Source organism: Pseudanabaena sp. PCC 7367, assembly GCF_000317065.1.
GTDB classification, from domain to species: Bacteria; Cyanobacteriota; Cyanobacteriia; order Pseudanabaenales; family Pseudanabaenaceae; genus Thalassoporum; species Thalassoporum mexicanum.
Window position 1 is genome coordinate 2,971,953 of record NC_019701.1, and the last position, 23,592, is coordinate 2,995,544.

A 23,592-nucleotide genomic window follows, 5' to 3' on the forward strand; every position below is an offset into this window, starting at 1 on the left:
TGTCATGAACCATGATTCAATTCACAACCAATAAAGCCTCATGTCCCGAATGCGATAGTGAGTATATTCGTCGCACCCGCCGTCAGGGAGTTGGCGATACTCTTTTTGCAGTAGTCAGGATTTTCCCATACCGTTGCCTAACCTGTGATACTCGCTATTACAGCGTTGGTAGGTATTTTGGCCAATATGCCGAAGAAGAGAGTTAGCTCTATTGTGAACTTGTGAACTAATGGGATAGCATCAGGCAGTCAGAAAAGCTATCTCGCCCATACCTTCGCGGATGATCACCGGCTCATCACTGGTTAGATCCAGCACTGTAGACACTCGATCGCCAGGTTCACTACCATCATCAATAATCAAATCCACGAGCTTATCAAAATTGTCAAATAGCTCCACCTGAGGCAAGGCACAGATTTTGTGCTTTTGCTTGAGCTTATCCATTTTGATCGCATCGCCCATGTCATCCGTATCCGCATCCAAATTAGCAGAGGTGGAAATAATTGGATTACCGAGTTGACGCAGCAGAGCCAGACAAACTTGATGATTGGGAACACGAATACCAGTAGTTTTGCGCTTGGGGTCCATGACTATTTTGGGCACTAGCTTTGTAGTCGGCAGCACGAAGGTATAGGGGCCAGGGATCAAGCTTTTCATAATCCGATAGGCCGAGTCGCTCACATGGCCATAGTGGGCAATATTAGATAACGATTCGCATAGAAAAGTAAGCGGTTTATTATTAGAAAACTGCTTGATTTGGCGTACCCGCTCCACCGCTCGTTTAGATTGCATATCACAGCCGATCGCATAAACTGTATCGGTGGGATAGAGCATCACTGCGCCGCGCCGCAGCTCTGCGACAATCGCATCGATCGTGCGCGTTTGGGGGTTTTCGGGATGTAACTTATAAATCTGCGCCATTAAAGATACTCTCTGCCCATGATTGGTTGCAAAACTTCCGGCACCAACACCCGTCCATCGGCCTGTTGATAGTTTTCTAAGATCGCCAGCATGGTTCTACCCACCGCCAATCCAGAACCATTCAGGGTGTGTAAATATTCAGTGCCTTTCTTGCCCTTGGTTTTGAAGCGTAGATTAGCCCGCCGCGCTTGGAAATCGCCAAAATTAGAGCAACTGGAAATCTCGCGGTACTTATTGGCCGCCGGCACCCACACTTCCAGGTCATAGCACTTTTGTGCCGAAAAGCCCAGATCACCACTACATAGCTCTACCACCCGATAAGGTAGTTTTAGCAACTGTAGAATTGCTTCTGCATCATTCACCAATGCTTCATGCTCATCGGCCGATCGATCGGGGTGGACAAATTTAACCAGCTCTACTTTATTAAACTGATGCAATCGCATGATGCCACTGGTGTCTCGGCCATAGCTACCCGCTTCGCGCCGGAAACAGGGCGTATAGGCACAGTGATGAATCGGCAGGGTTTCTGCTTCCAGAATTTCATCCCGATAGAGATTGGTAACCGGCACTTCGGCCGTCGGGATCAACCATAGATCATCTTCGGCACACTTAAATGCATCTTCCGCAAATTTGGGCAATTGGCCAGTGCCAGTCATGGAATCAGAATTAACCAGAAATGGTGGCATCACTTCCACATAGCTTTTGGCGGTGTGGGTATTGAGCATGAATTGAATCAAGGCTCGCTCCAATGCTGCTCCGGCACCCCAGAGGCTAATGAATCTGGCCTGGGCAACCTTTACACCCCGTTCAATGTTTAAAATGCCCAACTTAGTGCCGATTTGTTCGTGGGGTAGCACTTCATGGTTTGGTTTAAACTCATCCCCCCAGCGCCGCACTTCGACGTTATCAGCTTCACTCTTGCCGATCGGCGTGGTCTCAGACGGCAAATTGGGCAACACCAACAGCATCTCTTCCATTTGCTGACGCAGTGCCTTTTCGGTCGGCTCCAGTGCTGCGATCGCTGCTTTTACTTGATTACCCTTTTCCTTGAGCGCATCTACTTCGGCCAGATCGCCACCAGCTTGCTTGAGCGATTGGATTAGCTGCCCCACCTGTTTGCCGATCTCATTACCTTCGGCCTGTAAGTTGGAGCGTTTGGTGCCCAGTTCTCTAATCTGGCTGTCTAATTCCAGAATTTGATTCAGGTCATAGTTACCGCCCCGGCGATTTAGTAATTCCTGGATTTGCTCTGGTTGCGATCGCAGCAGCTTGATATCTAACACGACTTTTAATTAATTTTGCTCTAGCAGTATGAACACTAGTTCTATATGTTACTAGCTTGGCTAGGTAAAATGACTAATCTTTTGCGATCGGCTACTTGCCAACTTAGTCAGAAGCAAGAAGAATTATTGCAATGCGCTAGCTTGGGCATATTTACCTTTGGTGTGAATAGCTGATCAAATCTATCCTTTAGCTATATTAACCACGATTTTGGGATGTTGCCGATCGACCCGCTTAAAGATAAAATTCGATCTTACATAACCATTCCTTAACCAAGCTTCAACTGGGAGACCATATCCCAAACAGATCGGCTGCCACATAACTAGTTTAAAATAAAGCGATCGATCATAAATCGAGCATAACTGGCTTGACGAAGTGCTAGATGCCTTGAGGCAGTTAGTTTGATTCAGAATAGAACTTGCTCAAACCCAGGCGCTGGAAGACGATTTAGACCGAAAAGCATAAATAACAGTTGTGATTTGATCTAAAGTCTATGATGCAAATTTATATCCTTTGAGCATAAACTTGAAGCAGCATAATTATGCAATAGCGGCTAATATGATCGTCTAGTTCTGTACATATCTGTACATAATTGATAGTTGACTTAGCTGAAAAATAAGCTTCTTGGATATTGGTGAATTGGAATCAGCAACTTGGGACTTACCGTAGCTAAGTTTTTAAGACAGCTAAGTTTTGAAAACAGCAAACCGCCATAAGCATCAAAAAGCTGGCCAGAGAATAAATGTATAAAGAAGGCGATCTGGTAAAAATAATCAGTCCCGACTACGTGGCAGGGGCGCAGGGTTATCTTTTCGCCAGGGAAGAAGATACTGGTTTGTGGATCGTGCGATTATTAGAAAATACGATCGATGAAACCACCGAACCCGTCTTGATTTCACTTAGTCCCGATGAGTTTGAATTAATTGAGCTTGCTACGCATAAATCCTTGGAAAACATCATCAAAAAAGACAAGTTTTTGTTTCCCCGCAGCGCCTATCGAGGCAAGTTCACCGTCGAGAATTTGATTTTTGATGCCAACTTGCAAGAGTTCTCCCAAAAAGTTGGTTATATCTGTGCCCTGGAAACAGGCGGTAAAATTTCGTCTAAGCAGGCCTATGACGAGATTAAGGCGTTGTGGAAGCAACTCAAGAAGTCCCGCAAGCGGTTGGGGATTGGTAAGCCACCGACAGAAAATGAAAATAATGAAAATAAAGAAGATCGATCGGAACCAGAATAGCTAGGCGCGATTTTGTTTTTTTGTTGGTTAAGTCAGTTTGATCAAAAACGATCGCTAACTAAAGTAGCTGGCTGCTCAGGCGATCGCCAATAACGATAGGTTACGGTTGCAGAGATCTGGTGAACTTGATTAGTGGGCGAAGCTATGTTGCATCAAAAAGCCATAAAAAACGAATATGGGTGATAATTAATTAGTTTTAAATAGCTGGCCTTAATTTCAGATCTACTTGATCGCCTCGATCATCTCGATCGCACTAATCATCAGGCTTGCTTGAGATTAATAACAGGTATTTTGATTTAGGTTGCCTAACTAAATTTGATTCAATAATTAATCACGATCGCAAAAAAACAGTAATCATCGCAATTTATGACAGAAGAAAAATTGACCCTGGCGATTGATGTGGGCGGCAGTGGCATTAAAGCAATGGTCTTGTTGCCGGATGGTACGCCCAAAACCGAAAGAGTGCGCCTGGAAACGCCGCAACCATCTACAACCGATGCGGTGGTGGCTACGATCATTAAGCTGGCGGAAATGCAGGGCGAGTTCGATCGTGTTTCGGTTGGTTTTCCCAGCGTGGTGCGCAATGGCGTGACCCAGAAGGCAAATAATCTGGGTGATACCTGGCATGATTTTGACCTGGCCAAGGTGTTGCAAACTGAATTTAAACGCCCAGTGCGGGTAGCCAATGATGCGGATATTCAAGGCTTGGGGGCGATCGCTGGCACTGGTACGGAGTTAGTGATTACGCTGGGGACTGGGTTTGGCTCTGCTCTGTTCATTGATGGCAGGCTGGTGCCGAATTTGGAGCTTTGCAATCATTACTTTATGCATGGCAAAAACAAGGAAAAAAGCTATGAAGATGCATTGGGCGATCAGGCGTTAGAAAAGATTGGCAAGAAAGACTGGAATAAGCGTTTAGCCAAGGCGATCGATTCCCTGGAAGCTCTGTTTAATTATGATTATCTTTACATTGGCGGTGGTAATAGCAAGCATATTAAATTTGAGCTGCCCAGTAATGTAAAAATCATCCCCAACATCACTGGTATCCTGGGTGGGATTGCGCTCTGGCGAGATGTTTAAACATTGTATTTGTATTTAAAGAAAATTTGTATTTAAAGAAAATAAGTATCAAATCCCGTAGTTATTAATGGCCCCTAAGGATTATCGGCGTTGCATCAGTTGTCGGCGGCTGGATCATCGTGACCACTTTTGGCGGGTGGTGCGATCGCGCGATTCGTCCGGTCAAATATCTGTGCAGCTTGATCAGGGGATGGGGCGATCGGCCTACATTTGCCGGAATGCCGATTGTTTGAAACAAGCTCAGAAGAAGAATCGCTTGGCGCGGGTGTTGCGTGCCCCTGTTGAGCCAACTATTTATGAACGATTGCAAGCACGATTAGTGGCAGAACAAGCAAAATAATATAGAATAATTAAGAAAGGGGCGGGGCGACCCCATGCCGATCGTTGATCATGCGGTGCAGCAACGGGAGTTTAAGTGCAGATATGGCGAGACGAAAGAGCAAGTGTGACCGATCATTCCTGGCAGTCAATTAATCAAAAGCTCAAACAAATCTGGGATTACGATCGCCTCTATCCTGCCCAGTCCCAGGTAATCGAGAGCATGTTGCAAGGCCGCGACACGATCGCAGTTATGCCCACTGGCAGCGGTAAATCATTGTGTTTTCAACTGCCTGCGCTAATTCAAGACGGTCTCACGATCGTGATCTCGCCATTGATCGCCTTGATGACCGAGCAAGTTAAAGATCTGCAAACCAGGGGGATCGCAGCCGCCACGATCAACAGCAGCCTTAGTAAAAATCAGCGATATCAAGTCCTACGCAACTTACCAAACCTAAAACTACTCTACGTCTCACCCGAAACCCTGCTCTCAGCCAAAATATGGCAACGGTTATGTAAGCCAGATATTCACATTGCCAATCTGATTATCGACGAAGCCCATTGTCTGGTGCAGTGGGGTAGCTCGTTTCGGCCTACCTATCGCCGTCTTGGCGTAGTGCGTGCGGCTTTAGCAAAATATCAACCTGAACAGAGCAAAGAGAATAGGAAAATTACGATCGCTGCTTTCACGGCCACCGCCGATCGCTTCACCCAGGCCGAGATCGTTAAATGTTTAGAGCTAAACAATCCCCATGTAATAAATATCAACCCTTATCGATCGAATTTAAGCTTGAACGTGGCGATCGCCTGGACTCCCCTTTGCCGCAAGCAGATGGCCTTAAGGTTCATCAACCAGCAGCGCGATCAAAACGGGAATCTCTCTGCTGGTCTGGTGTATGTGCGTACCCGCCGTGGTGCGGAGTTACTGACTGAATGGTTATTAGACAATTTATGCACCGATCTGACTAAGCTGAATCAAACTGCGTCGATCGCTGCCTATCATGCTGGCTTGCCACCAATTGAGCGTAATCAAATCGAACAAAACTGGCTAGCTGGAGCTTGCCCGATCGTGGTTTGTACCTCCGCTTTTGGTCTGGGAATTAATAACCAACAGATGCGCTGGGTATTGCATTTTCAACCACCCTTAACTCTATCTGAGTATGTACAGGAAATTGGTCGTGCTGGTCGGGATGGCGATCCGGCTGCGGCTCTTTTGCTGATCAGTGAGCCGACGGGAATTTTAGACCCTAGCGATCGGCAACTCCATAACTTTTTCAATCAACAGCAGCAAAATCAACAAACTCAAGCCCTGGCCTTAGTTCAGCAAATCCCCCCTGGTGGTAATTATGAGCAGGTGTCTCGCAAGATGGCTAAAGACAATCGCAAGCAGGGCGATCGCTTGGCGCTGGGGTTAGCTATTCTACATAGTATGGACAAGCTGGTTTGGCACGATCCACATCATTATGAACTGGTTGAAACGGTTCATAACTCTTCAACGATCATTAACCGCGATGTAGAGCTTAATCACGATCTCACCAGATCTCATAAAGATCCTTGGCGATCGCAGCGTATGGTTTTGCCCTTGGTCAATCGCTTGCAAAGCATGGTTGTAATCATTGCCAGGAGAGCAATCAACAAAGTTCAAAATCCCGATCGGGATCAATCTGCCCAGCTAGATAGTTATGGCAGGGCGATCGCCCAAATGCAGACTTATATAAACGATCGCGGCTGTCGATGGCGATTTATTCTAGAAGCATTTAGCCCAGGTGAAGATGACCTTGCCCCTACTTCCCATAGTCAAGTTGGTGAGCTAATTGCAATTAGTAATCTCAACTCAGTTTTGATGCCTAAATCATCACTACCTCAGTTAGAAAATGGCGATCTGACTCACTTTAAATGTGGACATTGCGATCGTTGTCGCCAGGATGCCAATCTGACCGCAAGAGCTTCTAAATTTTAGTTTCAGAAACAGTCATAAGTAATAGCTCTGAGTTATGGTGACAAAGTAAGCAAACAAACCTACATTGATCTAGATTTACTTGCGATCGCTATGACAGAACCCCAAACCTCAAGCTCTACCACCTATCACCCCTATCATCTGGTAAAAACTCTGCATGGTCACACTGACTCAGTGCTGGCAGTTGACTTTTTGCCCGATACCCAAACCCTGGTTAGTGGTGGCTATGACCATACTGTCAAACTCTGGCATGTTCCCAGTGGTGAGAATATTCGCACCTTGTTAGGGCATAAGGACGCAGTGGTTACAGTGGCCGCCAGCCCCGATGGTAAATATGTGGCCAGTGGCAGTGCTGACCAAACAATTAAGGTGTGGGATGTGGCCAGCGGAGCGGAGGTGTTCACCCTAGAGGAACATATGGACTCAGTGCTATCACTGGCATTTAGCCCAGATAGTCAGGTTTTAGCCAGCAGTGGTTCCGATTGTACGGTTAGACTTTGGAATCTGGTTACGGGCTATGAAATCCGCACCATTTCTGGACATGGTGATACGGTGCCCTGCGTGGCGATCGATCCGGATGGCCAGATCTTAGCTAGTGGTAGTTCCGATTGCACAATCAAGCTCTGGCAACTTAAAACCGGCAAAGAGTTGGCTACGCTAACAGGTCACCATAACTCGGTTTTAGCTCTGGCGTTTGTGCCAGCTATTAGTAATGGTGGCGATCGATTGCCCCAATTAGTCAGCGGCAGCTATGACAACTCAATCAAGCTTTGGCATTTAGAATTAGAAGCATCTGGGGCGATCGGCACTTCGCCTTTAGTGCAGACGCTAACGGGGCATGATGATTCGGTTTTGGCGATCGCAGTCACCAGTGATGGCAAACAAATTATTAGCAGTAGTTCTGACCAGACCATCAAGGTATGGGATCTGTCTAGTGGGGCAGAACTTAACCTGCTGAAGGGGCATTCTAGCTCGGTGATCAGCTTAGCAATTAGTGGTGATGATCGGACGATCGCCAGTGGTAGCTCGGACAAAACAATCAATATCTGGCAGGCATAATGGATTTTTGTTTGGCGGGAATAGCTGCTAAGTGAAAATCGAGGCGATCACGCTGTAAAAATTGATATGGGCGATCGGCACTCACATCAGCGCTCACAAAATATCTTTGCTTGGGCATACCAATGCAGTAACATTCATATTAGAAGGTTAGAACGACATCAATCTTAGGGTGGGCTGGTGAGTATTATTGATGATGGGCTAGTAATTAACTAGTAATTAATTTAGTAGTAATTATTAATTTGCAAATCTATTAATTCTAGATACTAATACTGTAATTCTAGATACTGGCAAATAATTATGCTTATTTGAATTACTGCCAAAGCAATATTGCTGATGATCGGTGCTAAAAAATGACGGATGATTAGACTATGTAGCTTGATTTAGGCGGCGAAACTTGCAATCAAAAAAATAAAAATTGGCGCAAGCATTGATTAGCTAAGCTTAATAAATTTACTTATAAATTAAATTAGGCCATAGGCGATCGATCCTAGCGGATTAGCTTGGTTGAATTGGATTAATCAATAGCGCTAATGTTTATGTGTATTCAGGTGTGTATCAGGGAAAACCGAAGCCTTGCACTAAGTATTGATAACATCTAAACTGGCGCAGTGTGTTTTTATGATGCCTAATCCCTTAGAAGAAGTATCTCAATATCCCGAAGAGATGACAATGACATCAACTCCTCTAGGCTCAGGCTCTAATCCTACAGGTGGCGTTAGGGATGGACAAGTTGTTAGAGATGCATCTTTGTTGATTCTGCTAGCGGCATTGCGGGTGATGGTGCGATCGAGTGGCATCCTGCACGTAGAGACCGCCTACCATCGCTGGAAGCTACTACTACAAAGAGGTGGCTTGGTCTTGATGGAAGAAGAAGGACATGTGATTGCGACCCTGACCAGTAAGCTAGGTAATCGCGGCATTAGATTTGCCCGCATCCCCAACTGGGAGCAAAAGGAGCCAAATCGCCCCTACTGCTACCCGTTTGTGAGCCAGGTATTTAAACGCTATCCTGAGCAAACCAAATCAGCTTTAAAAGAAATTCTGCTAGAGAATCTGTTGGCGCTCCACCTGGAAGATAAGTTTTCCTTTGTCTGGCGACCAGTGTCGGATATCCCTGATAATTTACCAGTCTGGCAACTATCTCTGCTTGAGGGCAATGCCAGTAAAGAAGCACGACAATGGCAACAGTTTCAATATGTGCAACATCCTTATCAACGGGTACAACTGCTGGATGCGGCGAATATGCTGGCGCGAGTTGGCAATGATAATTTCCCGCTATTTGCCAGAGTTACCACTGGACAACACAGACTTTCAGCGATCGCCGATAGCTTTAAACAGCCGATTTATCGCACCGCCCTGCTATTGGATAAGCTGGCTCAGAAAAAAATTGTGGCGATTTTACCCCTGGAGCAACGCCACTCGCAAGAAGCTCTAGGGGCAGGCGATCAACCAATCCAACCACCCATGAATATCACTGGCCCGAAGATATTTGTGGTTGATGATTCACCGGTGCTACTCAGACAATTTCATGATCTGTTGGTGGAGTGGGGTTATCAGGTCAGCTTATCCGATGATGCTACTACTGCCACCCAACTGATCGCCAATTACATGCCCGCGGTGATTTTCCTGGATATCAACATGCCCGGTCTAAGTGGGTTTGAATTGATTAAACAAATCCGCCGCCAACCCAATCTAGCCGAAATACCGTTGGTGTTGGTAACCGCAGAAAACAGCATGTCCAATAGCTTTAGAGCCAGGTGGGCAAATTGTCGCTTTATTGCTAAACCCAAAACGATCGATGACACGGTTACATTCCGAGAGCAACTGCGAACTGTTTTGCGAGAACTAGCTCCATTGCCTACCGATCAACTAGTATAAGGAGGGGGTATGCGGATGTGGGCGATCGGCACAAGCATAAGGAGCTGGACGATGCTAGTTATACCAGCAAAGAATCTAACTCTAACTTTAGTTGCCGATCGTGCGCACCTACTCTAATTTTTAAAAGGACATTTAGGTTTGTGGGTAATGGCTGATCACTATTTAATCATTGACGATAGCGCTGCAGAGCGACATTTACTAAAAAGCTTACTGGTGGAATTGGGACACCAAGTAGATGTAATTGAAACCGCCGCAGGGGCATTAGAAAAAATTGCCCAGGGTAAATATGATGCGGTTTTTCTGGATATAGTGCTTCCTGACCAAGATGGTTATCGATTCCTGCGTCAGGTACGCTCTAATCCACAAACTGCCGATCAATATGTGGTGCTGTGCTCAACCAAGAAAACTAAACTGGAAATTGACTATGGTCTGAAGCGGGCAAAGGCAAATGATTATCTGCCCAAACCAGTTAATAAAGATGCGCTTGTGACTGTATTAGCTAAGGTGACATGACTAGTAGTAGCTCTGGCTCAGCCGCGAGTGATTTAACCGATCGCAGTGATCGCTTTGATCCCACTAATCGCAACGATGACATTGATTCTGGTGATTTAGCAGCGATCGATAATCAGCGCAGTCGTTATATTCTCGCCGCGATCGGTGAGGATGTTTTGGTCTGTGCAGATGTGTATGTGGCTGAAATTATTATGGCGGAGCGGAATTATCTGTTGTCTCTCCCTTTTTATGGCAATGCGATGCTAGGCGTAATCCATTATCAGGGTGGGATTGTGCCGTTGATTTCGCTCAGGCGGGTGTTCAAGGATCTAGAGGCACTGATTCCAGAGCGACTAACGGTGGTGCATTTATCCGAGTTTACGCCGATCGCAGCGGGGGCGGGTTTGGTGGTCGATCGGATTATTGGCACGATCGATGCCAAGCAGTATGCGCAAAGATTAAAAGAAGAACCAAACACCACTTATATAAACCTGGAAGACCTATTAAGCCAAATTCCGGCGCAAGTGTGGCAACCACAACGGTGGTAAGGGGGCAATCAGCAATTATGTTGGTTGGCGATCGCTAATTTAAACCTATATTTAAGCCTAGTTGAAGTATGGGCTGGATATCACTATCCTTGGCAAATCTTGGCAAAGCTATATTTGACAGCGATCGGTAACTTCTAATTTGTCATTCCCAGCGATCGTTCTTCATTGAACTAACCTTAACGCGATGTGCAACTAAAACTCTGAAACCCTTATATCCTCGTGCTAGTTAACCTGGATCTTGATATTTTGGATCGCTCAAACGACCTAAAATCAATGGCCTGGAAATAGTTGCACACCAGGTGACCTTAAAAGATGCCAAGGCTAAGGGGTGGGAATTTGAGTTTATGATCTAGATTCACGATTCAGCGGGCACTTATGGCATTGAGCCTAGTTATTACTAATTACTTATGCTGCATTATTAATTAAGCAAAAAGTCAAATATTGCAATTATTTGTTGATTATGTAGCCTAAAGACTAATAGCTATCATTAATAATCTAGTATCTTTGAATAATAGCAATATCACCGATCGCTGAATGGTCTCAATCATCAGTAATAATCAGTTGGATTTAGACCGATTGACTACTACCTAAAACTATTGCTTAACCTACGATCGATTATCTCTAAGCTATAGCCAAGCTGGATCTAAGTTGAGCCTAGGTTGAGCCTAGGTTGGGCGTGTGGTTTAATCATTCATTAACAAACAACGAATTAATTGGCAATGCAACCATTAAAACTGGCCAATAAAGCTAATTAAAGCTGTAAATGTTGCATCTATGGGCTACTTAAGACTGCAGTTGAAAAAATTACATCAATAAATGATCACCAATATTTTCAACCGCGCAGATACAAGAATTAGTTGTCAACTTGGTTAACTACTATGGCTACCAGCAAAAAGAAGAAAGGAACTGTAAAGCCCACCGCCGAAATGGTTAAATTGTCCCAGCGTCAGCCCAAACCAGGTCTTTTCTCTGGTTCCTCGATCGGCTTTAGACTGTTTTTGTTCGTAGCAATCTTGGCTCTGATGGGTTTTGGCGGCTTAGGGGCTTTCTTCTATAGCAGACTGGTGCGAACAACCAGAACCGAAATCCAGCAGCAGCTTAATGCAGAAGTTAATCCAGTTGCAGTTGATCTGGCCACCGTGGAAGATTCCATGCAACGCCAGATCGGTCAAGCAATTGCCATTGCAGGTGGTTTGACTGTCCTGGCGCTATTCGTTGTAGTTACATGGTATACGCGCAGTCTTAACGCTCGCTTGCAGCCAATTTTAGATCAGTGTAATCGCCTGGTTTCAGATCGGAGTGGTCAGATTGCCGATCTAGACCAGAGCAGTGATGAGATTGAACGCCTCTCGCAATCATTCAAACAGTTGATTGAGCAGATGCAGGCCAGTGAACAGCGCATTCGGGAAGAGGTGGCCTTGACTGTGCAAAGTCGAGAGCAAGTGAAGCGATCGGTGGAGCTAGAGATGGAATCCGAGTTGATCGAAACCGAGGTGGGTGGGCTGCTGGATGTGGTATCGGCACTGGAAGAAGGCGATCTGACCGTGGAGGCCGAAGTGAGCGATCGGGCAACTGGATTGGTGGCAGATACACTCAACCGCTTGATCGAGCAGTTAATTGAAATTATTGCCAATGTGTTGCGATCGGCGCAACAGGTGGCTACGGGGGCGCAGGACTTGGAAGCATTGGCGCGTACCTCCGCCGACAACACCGAAGAACAAGCAGCATCGGTGGCGGAAGGGTTAGCTCTGGTGGAACAAGTGGCGGCCTTAGCGCAAAATACCGCCGCCCAAATTCAAACTGCCAACCAGGCATTGCTGAACGTGCAGGCCACGGTTACTTCCGGGCAAGCGGCGATCAATGACTTGAGTGACGGGATTACGGTGCTGCAAGATGGTAGCGGCAAGATTGTACAGCGGATGAAGACCCTGGGTGAATTTGTGGGTCTAGCCGAACAGTTTGTGCAGGATCAAGGTCAAATTGCCTCACTGACGCAGGTGCTGGCGATCAACGCTACCCTGGTGGCTGCCCGTGCTGCTGAGCAACGCGATCCTAAGCAGTTCATTGGCGTAGCCCGTGAGTTTGAAGCGATCGCCGGACAAGTAAACGATCTGGCGACCCAAACCAACGAAGGTCTGGCCGTGCTGCAACAACGTACTGCCCAGATTCAATCGGTGGTAGGGGCGATCGACTCCGAGGTGCAGAATCTGGGTGGATTGGTGGCAGGTTTTACCTCCGGCGTAGAAAAATCCCAGGATGCATTCTACAGTGTGCGCAACGTGACCGAAGAGGTGGTCAAAGTGGGGCAAACTGTGGCCAATTCTAGTTTTGAAATTGCTAACGCCTCGGAATCAACCGCCCAATATATTGGTGATATTTCCCAATTGGCGGAACAGACGGCGGCACTGACCGGCCAAGCCAGGAGGCAATCGGAGCAAATGGGAGATCTGGCGCAACGCTTGCTGGAACGGATTCAATTTTTCCAATTACCGGAATCGGAACTGGCTGAGCCCCAGCTACCTGCATTGGAGTCAAACGATCGGTTCCCTGGAGAGTCAGTTGAGCCAGCCCCAGAAGAAACATTAGAAACATTAGAAACAACGACAATAGATCTCGATGCCGATGATGCGTCACTGGATCGGGAGCAGGATCGTGAGAACCTTGAAGATGGAGCAGATTTTGAAGCCGATGCAGCGATCGCCGATCTTGAACCGAGCCAGACAGAGGGAGCACCGGAGGCTGATGCGATTGTTGAGCCTTCTGTTCCAGATCAGTCGGAATATGCAGATGAATCTTCAGCGGCGCATCCAGAGAGGCTGAATCAATTAGCTGACTCCTCTCAAAATCAAACTGATCATGACTTTGGCCTTGAGCTAGATCTCGACCAAGAAATAGCTTCTGAGCCAATTCTAGAGTTAGATGCCAATGAAACAGGCAAGGTGGATCATGCCGAATTAACTCCCCCTGATTCAGAGCCTGCGGTAGATCCAGCCGACCTTGATATTGATGAACTATTGCAGGAAAGTGTGACCAGTGCTAAGGCTGATTTTAGCGATCATGTCGATCTAGATGCCGAAGAATTTGACCTAGATGCGGACATTGACTTTGGCGACAATATCAATATGACTGGTGAAGCGGGAATTGAGGAATTGGTGGACAAGGAGATCGATCTGGACTTTGGCTCAAATCCAAACCCAGATTCAAATGTAGATGCAGATGCAGAGCAAGAGGCCATGCGTAATTAATTGCCTAATTAATTTTGTTCAATTCGGCTATTTGAGTAGTGATGTAGCAGGCAGCAGGAAAAAATCAACCGGGGTAAACAGGAATGGCAAACAAAAAAACACGGCAGACTTCTGGGCTCCAGTCCATGTTTATGTGGGGTCGAAGTGGTAGGAAGCAAGATTTGCCCAAAGATTCTCGATCGCCTTCAAGGACGAAATCTGTAAGGTCGGTTGCCAAAGATGCTCAAAAAAGCAAATCTAATCTTGAGGAATTGCAAGCCTCTTGGCTATTTAAGTGGTTGGGCAATGCCCAAATTAGGGCAAAACTATCACAAGGGTTGATTCCAATTTTCCTGCTAACAGCGTTTGGCTACCTTGTTTCCTGGGGGATTTTTAACCACTATCTGCGCCAGCAAATTGAAACTCAGGCTAAGTCAGAGCTAGCGTTGATGTCAGTGGAATATAACGAAGAGCTGAATCAATCCCGCTATGGCAATCGCGGCCCCGTCGAATTCAGAGTCTTGCTCGAAAGCGCCCGCAATCGGCGTACTTCTGCGGTGATCAAATCCACCCTGCAAACTGAGACATCAGGAAGAGATGTATCTTTTATGACGCTGGTTGATGATCAAGCCAGGGTGATCGAAGAATCTAGCACTAATGCCAGTCGTGTTGCGTTTGACCCCAATGGACTGGTTACCGAAGCTCTGGAATCAGCACGAACAGTGGTGTCCAATGAAATTATTAGCTATGCCGAACTGGAGCGTAAAAACCCAGCGCTAGCGGCGGAAATTGGTACCCCTACTACTAATCCTTTTTTTCTGGTTCATTACCGGATCGAGCCGTTGATTGCCTTTGGTGATAACGCCGAAGGTGCTGTGATTACTGGGGATGTAGTTAATCTAAAGACTTCACTGGTTGATAATATTAATCAATCGATCGGTACGGGCTTTGCCGCAATTAGCATTAACGATAGTCTCCTGGCCGTGGGTAGTAAGATTGTGGGAGATAGCATTAGTGAACTGAATCAGTGGTCAGATGAGGATGCCATCGCTAGCATTTCTGGAGACTCGCTCAAGCCGCCTGAAGCCGATGACCTGCAAGAATGGAACCGTCGCGGTGCGGCTAGTTTTTCACCGATCGCAGCCGATGACCCTATAGTTAGAGCAATTAAACTGGATCGCCGAGGCTACACAGTTGCAGCAGCACCAATTCTCAATGCAAAAGGTCAGCCAGTTGGTGTTTTAATGCGTGGCACTGGCCATGAGAATTTAAACTCTGCACTCAGCGAGACTGGCTTATCTCTGGTCTTACTAACGGTTTTGGTTATTGGCATTAGTGTAATCCTTGGTCGGAATGTGGCCAAGCTGGTAGCAGAACCGATCGGCGATCTGGAAGACACCGCCCGACAATTTACCACCGGGAATATGAACGCCCGCGCTCGCAAGTTTGGTAACGACGAAGTGGGTACATTATCAACTGTGTTTAACCAGATGGCCGATAATATCCGCCGCCGGGAAGCAGACCAACGCACGGCGACCCAACAAGCAGAAACCATGAGTCAAGCACTTCAAGAAGAAGTTGCTCACCTGCTCGATGTGGTATCAGAATTAGAGGATGGTGATTTTACGGTTCAAGCTGAGGTAAGTAACCTGGAAACGGGTCTGGTGGCCGATACGCTCAATCGACTTACAGAACAGCTCGCTACGGTGATTGCCACGGTGTTGAATACGGCGCAGCAGGTAACCGCCAACGCTGAAAACCTGGAAGAATTGGCGATCGCGGTGGCAACCAACGCCCAAGAGCAGGCGCAATCCGCCGAACAAGCCAGAAACGGGATGGCGGAAGTGAACAATCTGGCTCAAAGTGCTGCCAACCAGGCGATTACCGCCAGTAGCGCCGTACAATCGGCCCAGTCCGCCGTCACCCAGGGTGAATCACAAATTATTAATTTAACTGCAGCGATCGCTAGCCTCCAGGAAGGTTCTGGCCAGATGGTGCAACGGATTAATAGTTTGGGTGAGTTTGTGGATCTGGCTAAACAATTTGTGCAGGATCAAAAACGTTTAGCCTCGCTGACCCAGGTATTGGCAATGAATGCTTCGATGGTGGCAGCAAGGGCAGTGGAACAAAAAGAACCGGATCAATTTGCCAGTGTGGCGCGGGAGTTTGAAGCGATCGCGGCGCAGGTGAACAATCTGGCGACCCAAACTGGCCAGGGACTAGCACTGCTGCAACAACGCACCGGCTTCATTGAAATTGTGGTATCGGGGATTAACCAGGATGTTAGCGATGTGAACGAACTGGTGGATGACTTTACTGCCAGTGTGGAAAAGTCCCGACTTACCTTCGATAACATTGAGCAAGTGACCAAACAGGTGGCCGAGATCGGACAATCGGTGACCGATTCTTCCCAGGCGATCGCTAATTCGGTCAGGAATAGTTTTACTTCGATCCAGAATATTGCTGATGTGGCAGAGCGATCGGCGCAACAAGCCCGCTTTACCCGTGAACAATCAGCCCAGATGGGAGAAATGGCACGGATGTTATTAGAAAATGTGCAGTTCTTCCGTTTGCCCAGTGACAAGCTACCCACTGAAACAACTAAGCCAGAATCAATCGATGTTCAAAGTACGGCGATCGCTGCCAATGGAAATGACCCTGAGCTGACTGATCCTGAGAGCCCCGATCGTTTACCTGCCTTTAGTGGTAGTTCGCCCAATAGCTAAGGGGCAACAGCTTTTTATTGTTTAGCTTAAGCCAATGTAAGAAGTTATACCTGAAGTTAAGCAGATGAGTTTTGCCCCATTGATAATTACCACGCACTCTACTATTTCTCTTTTTGTTTCCCTGCCTAATGATTACCAAATTTACTCCAACTAATTCTTAATTTGCTAATTCTACTCAGCCTGCCCACTGCCCCTGTTTATACATGAATCATGTCTAGCCCTGATGCCGAAGCCCAACTCCAACAAGAACTGCGCCACCTGTTTGAGGTAGACACGCAAAAGTATTTGCAACTCTATGTCGATACCCTGGCACAGCTTAGCGATCGCACCTGGAAGGAAGATATCCAGCAGATCTATCGCTCTGTGCACACCGTCAAAGGCGGTGCAGTTACCGTTGGTGCCGAGGCAATTTTGCTAGTGGCAACCGCATTAGAGGATTTGCTTTCCGATCTGCGCTATCTCGATCAGGCTCCTCCCCTAGCAGATGGTGAACTTAAAAATGTTTTGCAAGAGGGCGGCGAATTATTGGTGGCTAGTGTACAGCTAGAAGCCAGTAGTGCCGCGATCGTGGTGCAGCGGATCAATGATTTACGCACCAATGTACAGCAGCGTTATTTGCCGGATTGGAGCGAGCAGAGTCAGCTATATCAGGAGTTTGCCGAGCAGGGCTTTGATCTGGTGGTATTAGATCTAGACATGGCGCTAGAGCAATTGCCAGCACAGGGTGAAGTAGCTGCTGAAGTAATCGATGTGGCGCAGCAAACCATGACCCAATTGACCCAAATTGGCGCAGAGATGGAATTAGCCCAGGGCTGGCAAGCATTGTTGGCTCAAAGCAAGCATATATTCGATCGCCCTGATTGCAACCATTGGCGGCAAACCTGGCCAGAATACCTCCAGCATTTAAAGGAATCAGCCAAAAACGGTGGCAAAGAAGTAATTAGCCAAGTTTCAGAAGCAACGATTAGCGCACCAAACTTGATTCAGACCGAGGAAGCGGTTACGCCGATCGCATTTGCCCAGACTAATGCCCAGACTAATACGGCGATCGATCCAGCCGCAGCGGAATTACTAGAACTATTCCGGCTGGATACCCAAAAAGACATCAATACCTACTTTCGTACCGTTGATAGCCTCAGCGAAACCACCTGGCAGCAGGATATCCAACAGCTATATCGCTCGATCCATACAATCAAAGGTGGTGCCGTAACTGTCGGTGCTGATGCGATTTTGCAGACTGCCAAGGTATTTGAGGATCTGCTCTCTGATCTGCGTTATGCCGAACAAGCTCCACCCCTGGCAGATGGCAACCTCCAGGAGATTTTGCAGGAATTAGGGGAATTACTGGTCAGTGCGCTGCAAATGGGAGCAGAGCGATCGCCCGATGCAACGGTGGCGCGGATTCAACAATTGCATCAGCAGGTCAGCAGTACCTACCTGGCGGAAATCGATGCACAAAAGCAACTGGCGATCGAGTTTGCGAATAATGGCTTTGATCTGGTAACGCTGGATCTAGAAATGGGTGTCGAGCAGTTGCCAGCAGCAGGGGATGTACCAGAAAAGGCGATTGAGACTGCCACCCAAACAATTGCCCAGCTCCGTGAAATTGGCGATGATCTTCAGTTTGCCAGCGATTGGCAAGCGTTACTCAATCAAGCTGAATCATTTGCCACCGACGCAAATCAAAATAATCAAACCTGGCAACAGGAATGGCCAACCAGGCTCAAACAATTAAAAGAATGCGCCCGCAATGTCGGTAAACTACCTCAAAAATCTAAGCCAGTCACCCCAGCACTACCAGAGCCTGAGGTGCCAGCCGCTAAACCAATGGTCACCCTTACCCGGCCAACCACAAATGCCCCTGGCCAGTTGCCATTGCCGCCCAAGCCACTGCGCCAATCAGCGAAGTCGGCCACTACGCCCGAAACTAGACCTGCTGCGGAAGTCCAAATTCCAGTACCCCTGGAACGGCTCGATCGTTCTTCTCAATATTTAATCGAAACCTTGATGGCTACCAGGGCAACCCAGGGTTTTTATCAACAGGTATATGCCCAACTGGTGCCGCTAGTGGCGCTGGCTCAAGACGGGGTGCGTTATATTACTCAACTGCGGGAAGTACAGGATGATTTTGCGCTCACAGAAACCAATAATGATCCGGCTGGCAGCCCCCAGGTGGAGCGTTATCGCCAGGGCTATACGGCAATTAATCGCTTGCTGGAAATTAGCTTACGCCTAACTGAACTAGGCGCAGAAACAGGCGAAGCCGCCCGCCGCACGATCGAAAGTATCGAATCGATCGATCGCAGTTTGCGGGGTTTACAACAAACGATCGAAGAAAGTCGCCTGGTACCGTTTGAATCTCTTGCTTTGCGAGCCAGGGGCATCCTGCGGGATTTAACCATTCGGGTTGGCAAACCGGCACGCCTGGAAGTAATTGGTGCAAAGTTGGAATTAGACGCAGGCACCTTGCGTAATCTGGAACCAGTATTATTACATCTAATTCGGAACGCCTATGACCACGGCATTGAAGCCGCCGAGGAGCGCAGTCGTCTGGGTAAACCAGCCACAGGCAGAATCGAACTCAGTCTGGTGCGGCGCGGCAGTCTGTTTGTGCTAACGATTACTGATGATGGGGGTGGCATTGATCCAGAGCAAATTACCAAAGCCGCGATCGCCAAGAAGCTTCCCCTCACCGATACCAGTAGCCCGGATAAACTTCTCGCTGTGATCTGTCAGCCAGGATTCACCTCCACCACTGCTGTTAGTGATATTTCGGGGCGGGGCGTAGGAATGGATGTGGTGCAAAGTCAAATCCTGGAAATGGGTGGTCAACTCAGTTTGCGTACTCAATTAAACGTGGGTAGTAGTTTTGTGATGCAGCTTCCGGTGCCACATTTATTTGTGCGCTGTATGTTGCTCCAGGCGGGCGATCGCACCTTTGCAGTTCCTACTTCTGAAGTGTTCACCACCATGTTGCTCGGTGACCTATTGTGGCAAAAAACTACACCTTCCCAAGCGCCGCTGTATCCAATCACGGTAATGGAAGAGACTGGACCCGTCCCGGCTCTAGACCTGAGCCAATATTGGCAAGGTATCCCCAACCCACGTAGTGCCATACCCACAGCGATCGCAGTGCGCACCAAGCGGCCTGATAGTTTGGAAGGGATCTGGCTGGTGGCAGATAATATGCTGGGGCAAAGTGATTTGCTCGTCAACTCATTACCAGATCCACTGTTTGCACCGATCGGTATGATCGGCGTAAGTTTGCAATCCGACGGTAGGTTGATTCCAGTGATCGATGCGCCTGCGCTCATTGAAGCCTTGCTGAGTCAAGCCAGTGGTGATCTGGTGGTTACCCAGCCTGAGACTGAAGTTACCAAAACTGCAGCGATTGCCGGAGATATGTCAGGGCTGCGTGCTCGTCAGATTCTGGTGGTGGATGATGCTGCTTTGATGCGTCGCCGCCTGGAGGGTAGCTTGTCTGGGCAGGGCTATAGTGTGGTGACCTGTAGTGATGGTTTGGAGGCGTGGCAATGGTTACAAGCCCATGTCCCACCTGCGCTTGTGATTACAGATATTGAGATGCCAGGAATGGATGGATTTACGCTGATCGATCGCTGCCGTCAATCGGGTTTGCAAATGCCGATCCTGGTGGTTTCTTCGCGGTTAGCGGAAGAATGGTCAAAGGAAACGCAACGATTGGGGGCGACGGATTATTTAACCAAGGGGTTCACCACGCCAGATCTGCTCGAAAAAGTTGCTACTCTAATTGAAGAAGCTGCTGAGCAATCTGAGCAATTGGGCGATCGCCAACCCGCACCGCTGAATTCGTGAGTTTAGGTGGATTCTAGGTAGATTTAGTGATTAAGTTAAGTTAGCCACGTAGGAGAAACGCCAATCTTGTTATGCCTGAACCATTCCGCCTGTTTGTTAAACCACCCGTTGCCACCGAAAAATTAATTCTGGTGCGATCGGATAAACTCTATTTGGCGCTACCGGTTAAGGTGGTGCGGGAAGTGTTGCAGGGCGTAGCGGTAATCAAACGCAACAATCGCAATGTCACGCTCTATCAGGAACAGGCCGTACCAACGATCTGGGGTAAGAGGCAATGTCCCACTGTCGCCAAGACCAATGTGGTGATTGTGCGCACTGAGGCGCTGAAGGGTGGGCTGTTTGCGATCGCTAGCGCGAAAGTGCCTCAACTGGCTTCGGTGGCGGAATCAGAATGGGTGGCGGCAGATGCTTTGCCGGGGATCTGGCAAACCAATGGTAAGGGGTATGAAAAGAATGGCAAGATTTATACTTATACTACGGGTCTGGAACGGAAATAGGCTGGATCGCTAACTGCTAGCTGGGGGAGTTTTGATCAGCGATCGCAATACCAACCCACTTAACACGCCATACACAGTAGCAGTAACTAAGCGCATCACCCAGAACAAAATATTTATATCCACAATATTTGGGTTAGCACTATACAACCATACATCAATCAAAAGCCGGCCACCAAATAAAACCGTCTGGGTAGGAATCCATAGATGTGCAGATTTGATTTTGCCTTTTAGGGCAAAGCTTTGGGCTATTCCCACCCCCGCTCCCAGGATTAAGAATGGCATTGTTAATTCAAAATAGAAGATAAATTCAAAATAGAAGCTACCGATCGCCCTGTAGAAAATAATCCCAAAACCAACGATCGCTCCTAAGCAAAAACCTGCTGCGGTTAACCAACTCCATCCTTTCACCGTTGGCAAAATTCTTTTCAGAGCTTGCCATTGTGCCCTACCCAGGATGTATGCACCAATGAACATGACTGGCGGAGCGACAGCGATAGTTGCATTCAGGAGGGTTTGACTGCTGGCGTTTTTGAACATCACAAAACTAATCGCAAAGGCCAGAATCACCCACAGGTTAACCAGCAAAACCCCGATCACATTGGCGATCGTCCAGCGCTCAATAAAAGAAGTGTCTATTTGCATGGTTATGTCCTCATTGTCCATCGTTTAATAAAAGTATCTATTCGCATGGTTATGTCCTCACTAGCGATCGCAATACTAAACCACTAAGTAAGCCGTAAACTGCGGTGACAAAGATTAGCAAGATGAAAAAGGTTAATATCCCGTTTATGTAGATATGGTAAAAGTTAGCGATCCGGATAAAATAAAAGATTTCAATAAAACTTAACGCCAATAGTAGTGATTGTGTAGGAATCCACAAGAACGATTTTTTGAATTTGTTTGGCAAGACACATGTTTGCACCATACCGATAAAAGCCCCAGTAAGGATGATTGCAATTAAAGCCACAAAAGCAGAACCCTGGTTGAAGTAAAAGATTCCAAAACCTATAGCTCCACCAGCCGAGTAACCAAGACTGGTTGCACAGCCCCATGTCTTAATATTTGGAATAAGTTCTTTAAGCCCCCACCATTGTGCTTTGCCCAAGATATAAGAACCGATGATGAGTACAAATGGACTGATAATCATCAGAAGAAACATTTGAGTCCACTTGTCAGCAAAAAGTGCTGGAATTAGCGAAGAGGTCAATGCTACGAACAAATAGGCCAAGCAGCTACCAATCACGTTTGCGATCGTCCAGCGCTTAATAAAAGGATTTATTCGCATGGTTATGTCCTCTGATCGATTAACCCTTAAATACTGGGGGAATTACCTGTGATACCTTTGAACCTATCGGTAAAACCGCTAAAAAAGTTAGCAAAATGTGACAGTTAGCCAACTGGTACGTGGCGATCGGCTAAGCCACTTGCTACCATATAGATTCACCTTCACCCGTTGCCGCCCATAAAATCAGCCACTATGACTAATACTACCGCCGCAAAACCAGCCAAGCCATTACTAGGGCGATCGCAAACCGAGCTAACCGACTGGATCATGGCTCAGGGGCAGCCCAAATATCGCGGTAAACAACTCCATAACTGGCTGTATCACAAAGGGATTCATAACCTGCAAGAAATTACCGTTTTCCCCAAAACCTGGCGACAGGAAATGGCAGAAACCGTGGTGGGGCGATCGCAAATTCATCACCAGGTACAGACTAAGGATAAGACGCTTAAACTGCTGCTAGAGCTAAGCGATGGCGCGATCGTGGAAACTGTGGGCATTCCCACCAGCAAGCGTCTGACTGTGTGTGTATCGTCGCAGGTTGGTTGCCCGATGGGTTGTCATTTCTGCGCCACGGGCAAGGGCGGCTACGATCGTAATCTGGAAATCCATGAGATTGTCGATCAAGTATTGACAGTGCAAGAGCAAATGGAACGACGGGTTAGCCATCTGGTATTTATGGGCATGGGCGAGCCATTGCTAAATGTGGAGAATCTGGTAGGTGCGATCAAATTGCTCAATCAGGACATTGGCATCGGTCAGCGAAATATAACCGTTTCCACCGTGGGTGTGCGCGATCGGATTCCCCAACTTGCCCAACATCACCTGCAAGCTACCCTGGCGGTAAGCCTTCATGCTCCCACCCAGGAACTTCGCCATGAGTTAATCCCTTCCGCCCAAACCTATCCGATCGAGGATTTATTAGCCGATTGCCGCGATTATGTGGAAATTACAGGCCGCAGGATCAGCTTTGAATATACCTTGCTGGCTGGCGTGAATGATTCGCCCCAACAGGCACAGCAATTAGCCAAACTAATTCGCGGTTTCCAAAGCCACGTCAATTTGATTCCCTATAATCCGATCGCTGATGCTGATTTCAAGCGTCCCCGCCCCGAAGCAGTGCAAACTTTCTTAGATATGCTCATCAGTATGAATGTGGCGGCTAGTGTGCGCCATACCAGGGGGATCGAGGCTGATGCAGCTTGTGGGCAGTTGCGCGGCACCCACGAAAAGTTAGCGAAAGCCAGCGATCGCACCTAAA

19 protein-coding genes are annotated in these 23,592 nt (G+C 47.5%); 14 read left to right on the top strand and 5 right to left on the bottom strand.

Annotated features, from left to right (window positions below; translation table 11 throughout):
• Window positions 1–11 precede the first annotated feature (11 nt).
• Window positions 12–206, top strand: coding sequence for a hypothetical protein (locus tag PSE7367_RS22025; protein WP_015165571.1), 195 nt, complete (start codon window positions 12–14; stop codon window positions 204–206).
• Between the two features lie 34 nt (window positions 207–240).
• Here the strand turns inward: PSE7367_RS22025 and PSE7367_RS11795 are convergent, their stop codons facing one another.
• Both PSE7367_RS11795 and serS read right to left on the bottom strand, forming a co-directional pair.
• Entirely contained in the window at window positions 241–918 is a 678-nt protein-coding gene (locus PSE7367_RS11795) for an L-threonylcarbamoyladenylate synthase (RefSeq protein ID WP_015165572.1), read from the bottom strand.
• On the bottom strand, window positions 918–2,201 hold the full coding sequence (gene serS / locus PSE7367_RS11800; RefSeq protein WP_015165573.1) for a serine--tRNA ligase: 1,284 nt from the start codon (window positions 2,199–2,201) through the stop codon (window positions 918–920). Before serS ends, PSE7367_RS11795 begins: the two co-directional genes overlap by 1 nt.
• Before the next feature lie 920 nt (window positions 2,202–3,121).
• Here serS and PSE7367_RS23150 point away from each other — a divergent pair.
• The 5 genes from PSE7367_RS23150 (at window position 3,122) to PSE7367_RS11825 (ending at window position 7,850) form a co-directional block, all read left to right on the top strand.
• The gene (locus PSE7367_RS23150) at window positions 3,122–3,436 is read left to right on the top strand and encodes a DUF7219 family protein (protein ID WP_413773413.1); all 315 of its coding nucleotides are present in this window, start codon (window positions 3,122–3,124) and stop codon (window positions 3,434–3,436) included.
• 366 nt (window positions 3,437–3,802) lie between these two features.
• Window positions 3,803–4,516 (top strand): ROK family protein, encoded by a 714-nt coding sequence (locus PSE7367_RS11810; RefSeq protein WP_015165575.1) that lies wholly within the window; start codon window positions 3,803–3,805, stop codon window positions 4,514–4,516.
• A 67-nt stretch (window positions 4,517–4,583) separates the two neighbouring features.
• Entirely contained in the window at window positions 4,584–4,856 is a 273-nt protein-coding gene (locus PSE7367_RS11815) for a YlxR family protein (RefSeq protein ID WP_015165576.1), read from the top strand.
• A 75-nt stretch (window positions 4,857–4,931) separates the two neighbouring features.
• Window positions 4,932–6,794, top strand: coding sequence for a RecQ family ATP-dependent DNA helicase (locus PSE7367_RS11820; RefSeq protein WP_015165577.1), 1,863 nt, complete (start codon window positions 4,932–4,934; stop codon window positions 6,792–6,794).
• Window positions 6,795–6,884: 90 nt separating this feature from the next.
• Window positions 6,885–7,850, top strand: coding sequence for a WD40 repeat domain-containing protein (locus tag PSE7367_RS11825; RefSeq protein ID WP_015165578.1), 966 nt, complete (start codon window positions 6,885–6,887; stop codon window positions 7,848–7,850).
• Here the strand turns inward: PSE7367_RS11825 and PSE7367_RS22030 are convergent.
• Window positions 7,831–7,968 carry a hypothetical protein gene (locus PSE7367_RS22030; RefSeq protein WP_015165579.1) on the bottom strand — a complete coding sequence of 46 codons (138 nt, stop codon included), beginning with the start codon at window positions 7,966–7,968 and terminating at the stop codon, window positions 7,831–7,833. The genes PSE7367_RS11825 and PSE7367_RS22030 overlap by 20 nt on opposite strands.
• 500 nt (window positions 7,969–8,468) lie before the next feature.
• Between PSE7367_RS22030 and PSE7367_RS11830 the strand changes: the two genes are divergently transcribed.
• From PSE7367_RS11830 to PSE7367_RS11860, 7 genes are all read left to right on the top strand, one after another.
• The gene (locus PSE7367_RS11830) at window positions 8,469–9,728 is read left to right on the top strand and encodes a response regulator (RefSeq protein WP_015165580.1); all 1,260 of its coding nucleotides are present in this window, start codon (window positions 8,469–8,471) and stop codon (window positions 9,726–9,728) included.
• Between the two features lie 147 nt (window positions 9,729–9,875).
• The gene (locus PSE7367_RS11835) at window positions 9,876–10,241 is read left to right on the top strand and encodes a response regulator (protein ID WP_015165581.1); all 366 of its coding nucleotides are present in this window, start codon (window positions 9,876–9,878) and stop codon (window positions 10,239–10,241) included.
• Entirely contained in the window at window positions 10,238–10,768 is a 531-nt protein-coding gene (locus tag PSE7367_RS11840; RefSeq protein ID WP_015165582.1) for a chemotaxis protein CheW, read from the top strand. Before PSE7367_RS11835 ends, PSE7367_RS11840 begins: the two co-directional genes overlap by 4 nt.
• An 878-nt stretch (window positions 10,769–11,646) precedes the next feature.
• Window positions 11,647–14,013: a methyl-accepting chemotaxis protein gene (locus tag PSE7367_RS20485; protein ID WP_015165583.1), complete on the top strand. Its 2,367-nt coding sequence runs from the start codon at window positions 11,647–11,649 to the stop codon at window positions 14,011–14,013.
• An 83-nt stretch (window positions 14,014–14,096) separates the two neighbouring features.
• Window positions 14,097–16,718: a methyl-accepting chemotaxis protein gene (locus tag PSE7367_RS20490; RefSeq protein ID WP_083883832.1), complete on the top strand. Its 2,622-nt coding sequence runs from the start codon at window positions 14,097–14,099 to the stop codon at window positions 16,716–16,718.
• A gap of 210 nt (window positions 16,719–16,928) precedes the next feature.
• Window positions 16,929–20,552 carry a hybrid sensor histidine kinase/response regulator gene (locus PSE7367_RS11855; RefSeq protein ID WP_015165585.1) on the top strand — a complete coding sequence of 1,208 codons (3,624 nt, stop codon included), beginning with the start codon at window positions 16,929–16,931 and terminating at the stop codon, window positions 20,550–20,552.
• A gap of 71 nt (window positions 20,553–20,623) precedes the next feature.
• Complete coding sequence (locus tag PSE7367_RS11860) at window positions 20,624–21,049, top strand: hypothetical protein (protein ID WP_015165586.1); 426 nt, start codon at window positions 20,624–20,626, stop codon at window positions 21,047–21,049.
• A gap of 9 nt (window positions 21,050–21,058) precedes the next feature.
• On the opposite strand, the gene PSE7367_RS11865 is transcribed toward PSE7367_RS11860, so the two are convergent.
• Together PSE7367_RS11865 and PSE7367_RS11870 are read right to left on the bottom strand one after the other, a co-directional pair.
• On the bottom strand, window positions 21,059–21,691 hold the full coding sequence (locus PSE7367_RS11865; RefSeq protein WP_015165587.1) for a hypothetical protein: 633 nt from the start codon (window positions 21,689–21,691) through the stop codon (window positions 21,059–21,061).
• Window positions 21,692–21,740: 49 nt separating this feature from the next.
• On the bottom strand, window positions 21,741–22,334 hold the full coding sequence (locus PSE7367_RS11870) for a hypothetical protein (RefSeq protein WP_015165588.1): 594 nt from the start codon (window positions 22,332–22,334) through the stop codon (window positions 21,741–21,743).
• Window positions 22,335–22,526: 192 nt separating this feature from the next.
• Here PSE7367_RS11870 and rlmN point away from each other — a divergent pair, with 192 nt between their 5' ends.
• On the top strand, window positions 22,527–23,591 hold the full coding sequence (gene rlmN, locus PSE7367_RS11875; RefSeq protein ID WP_015165589.1) for a dual-specificity RNA methyltransferase RlmN: 1,065 nt from the start codon (window positions 22,527–22,529) through the stop codon (window positions 23,589–23,591).
• Window position 23,592 lies beyond the last annotated feature (1 nt).

Excerpts from the sequence above, each read along its gene's own strand:
- PSE7367_RS22025 (WP_015165571.1), top strand. The coding sequence starts at position 12 with ATGATTCAATTCACAACCAATAAAGCCTCATGTCCCGAATGCGATAGT.
- PSE7367_RS11835 (WP_015165581.1), top strand. The coding sequence starts at position 9,876 with ATGGCTGATCACTATTTAATCATTGACGATAGCGCTGCAGAGCGACAT.
- PSE7367_RS11830 (WP_015165580.1), top strand. The coding sequence starts at position 8,469 with ATGATGCCTAATCCCTTAGAAGAAGTATCTCAATATCCCGAAGAGATG.
- PSE7367_RS11795 (WP_015165572.1), bottom strand. The coding sequence starts at position 918 with ATGGCGCAGATTTATAAGTTACATCCCGAAAACCCCCAAACGCGCACG.
- rlmN (WP_015165589.1), top strand. The coding sequence starts at position 22,527 with ATGACTAATACTACCGCCGCAAAACCAGCCAAGCCATTACTAGGGCGA.
- PSE7367_RS11855 (WP_015165585.1), top strand. The coding sequence starts at position 16,929 with ATGTCTAGCCCTGATGCCGAAGCCCAACTCCAACAAGAACTGCGCCAC.
- PSE7367_RS11870 (WP_015165588.1), bottom strand. The coding sequence starts at position 22,334 with ATGCGAATAAATCCTTTTATTAAGCGCTGGACGATCGCAAACGTGATT.
- PSE7367_RS11810 (WP_015165575.1), top strand. The coding sequence starts at position 3,803 with ATGACAGAAGAAAAATTGACCCTGGCGATTGATGTGGGCGGCAGTGGC.
- PSE7367_RS11825 (WP_015165578.1), top strand. The coding sequence starts at position 6,885 with ATGACAGAACCCCAAACCTCAAGCTCTACCACCTATCACCCCTATCAT.
- PSE7367_RS22030 (WP_015165579.1), bottom strand. The coding sequence starts at position 7,968 with ATGCCCAAGCAAAGATATTTTGTGAGCGCTGATGTGAGTGCCGATCGC.
- PSE7367_RS11840 (WP_015165582.1), top strand. The coding sequence starts at position 10,238 with ATGACTAGTAGTAGCTCTGGCTCAGCCGCGAGTGATTTAACCGATCGC.
- PSE7367_RS11815 (WP_015165576.1), top strand. The coding sequence starts at position 4,584 with ATGGCCCCTAAGGATTATCGGCGTTGCATCAGTTGTCGGCGGCTGGAT.
- PSE7367_RS20485 (WP_015165583.1), top strand. The coding sequence starts at position 11,647 with ATGGCTACCAGCAAAAAGAAGAAAGGAACTGTAAAGCCCACCGCCGAA.
- PSE7367_RS11860 (WP_015165586.1), top strand. The coding sequence starts at position 20,624 with ATGCCTGAACCATTCCGCCTGTTTGTTAAACCACCCGTTGCCACCGAA.
- PSE7367_RS11865 (WP_015165587.1), bottom strand. The coding sequence starts at position 21,691 with ATGCAAATAGACACTTCTTTTATTGAGCGCTGGACGATCGCCAATGTG.
- PSE7367_RS20490 (WP_083883832.1), top strand. The coding sequence starts at position 14,097 with ATGGCAAACAAAAAAACACGGCAGACTTCTGGGCTCCAGTCCATGTTT.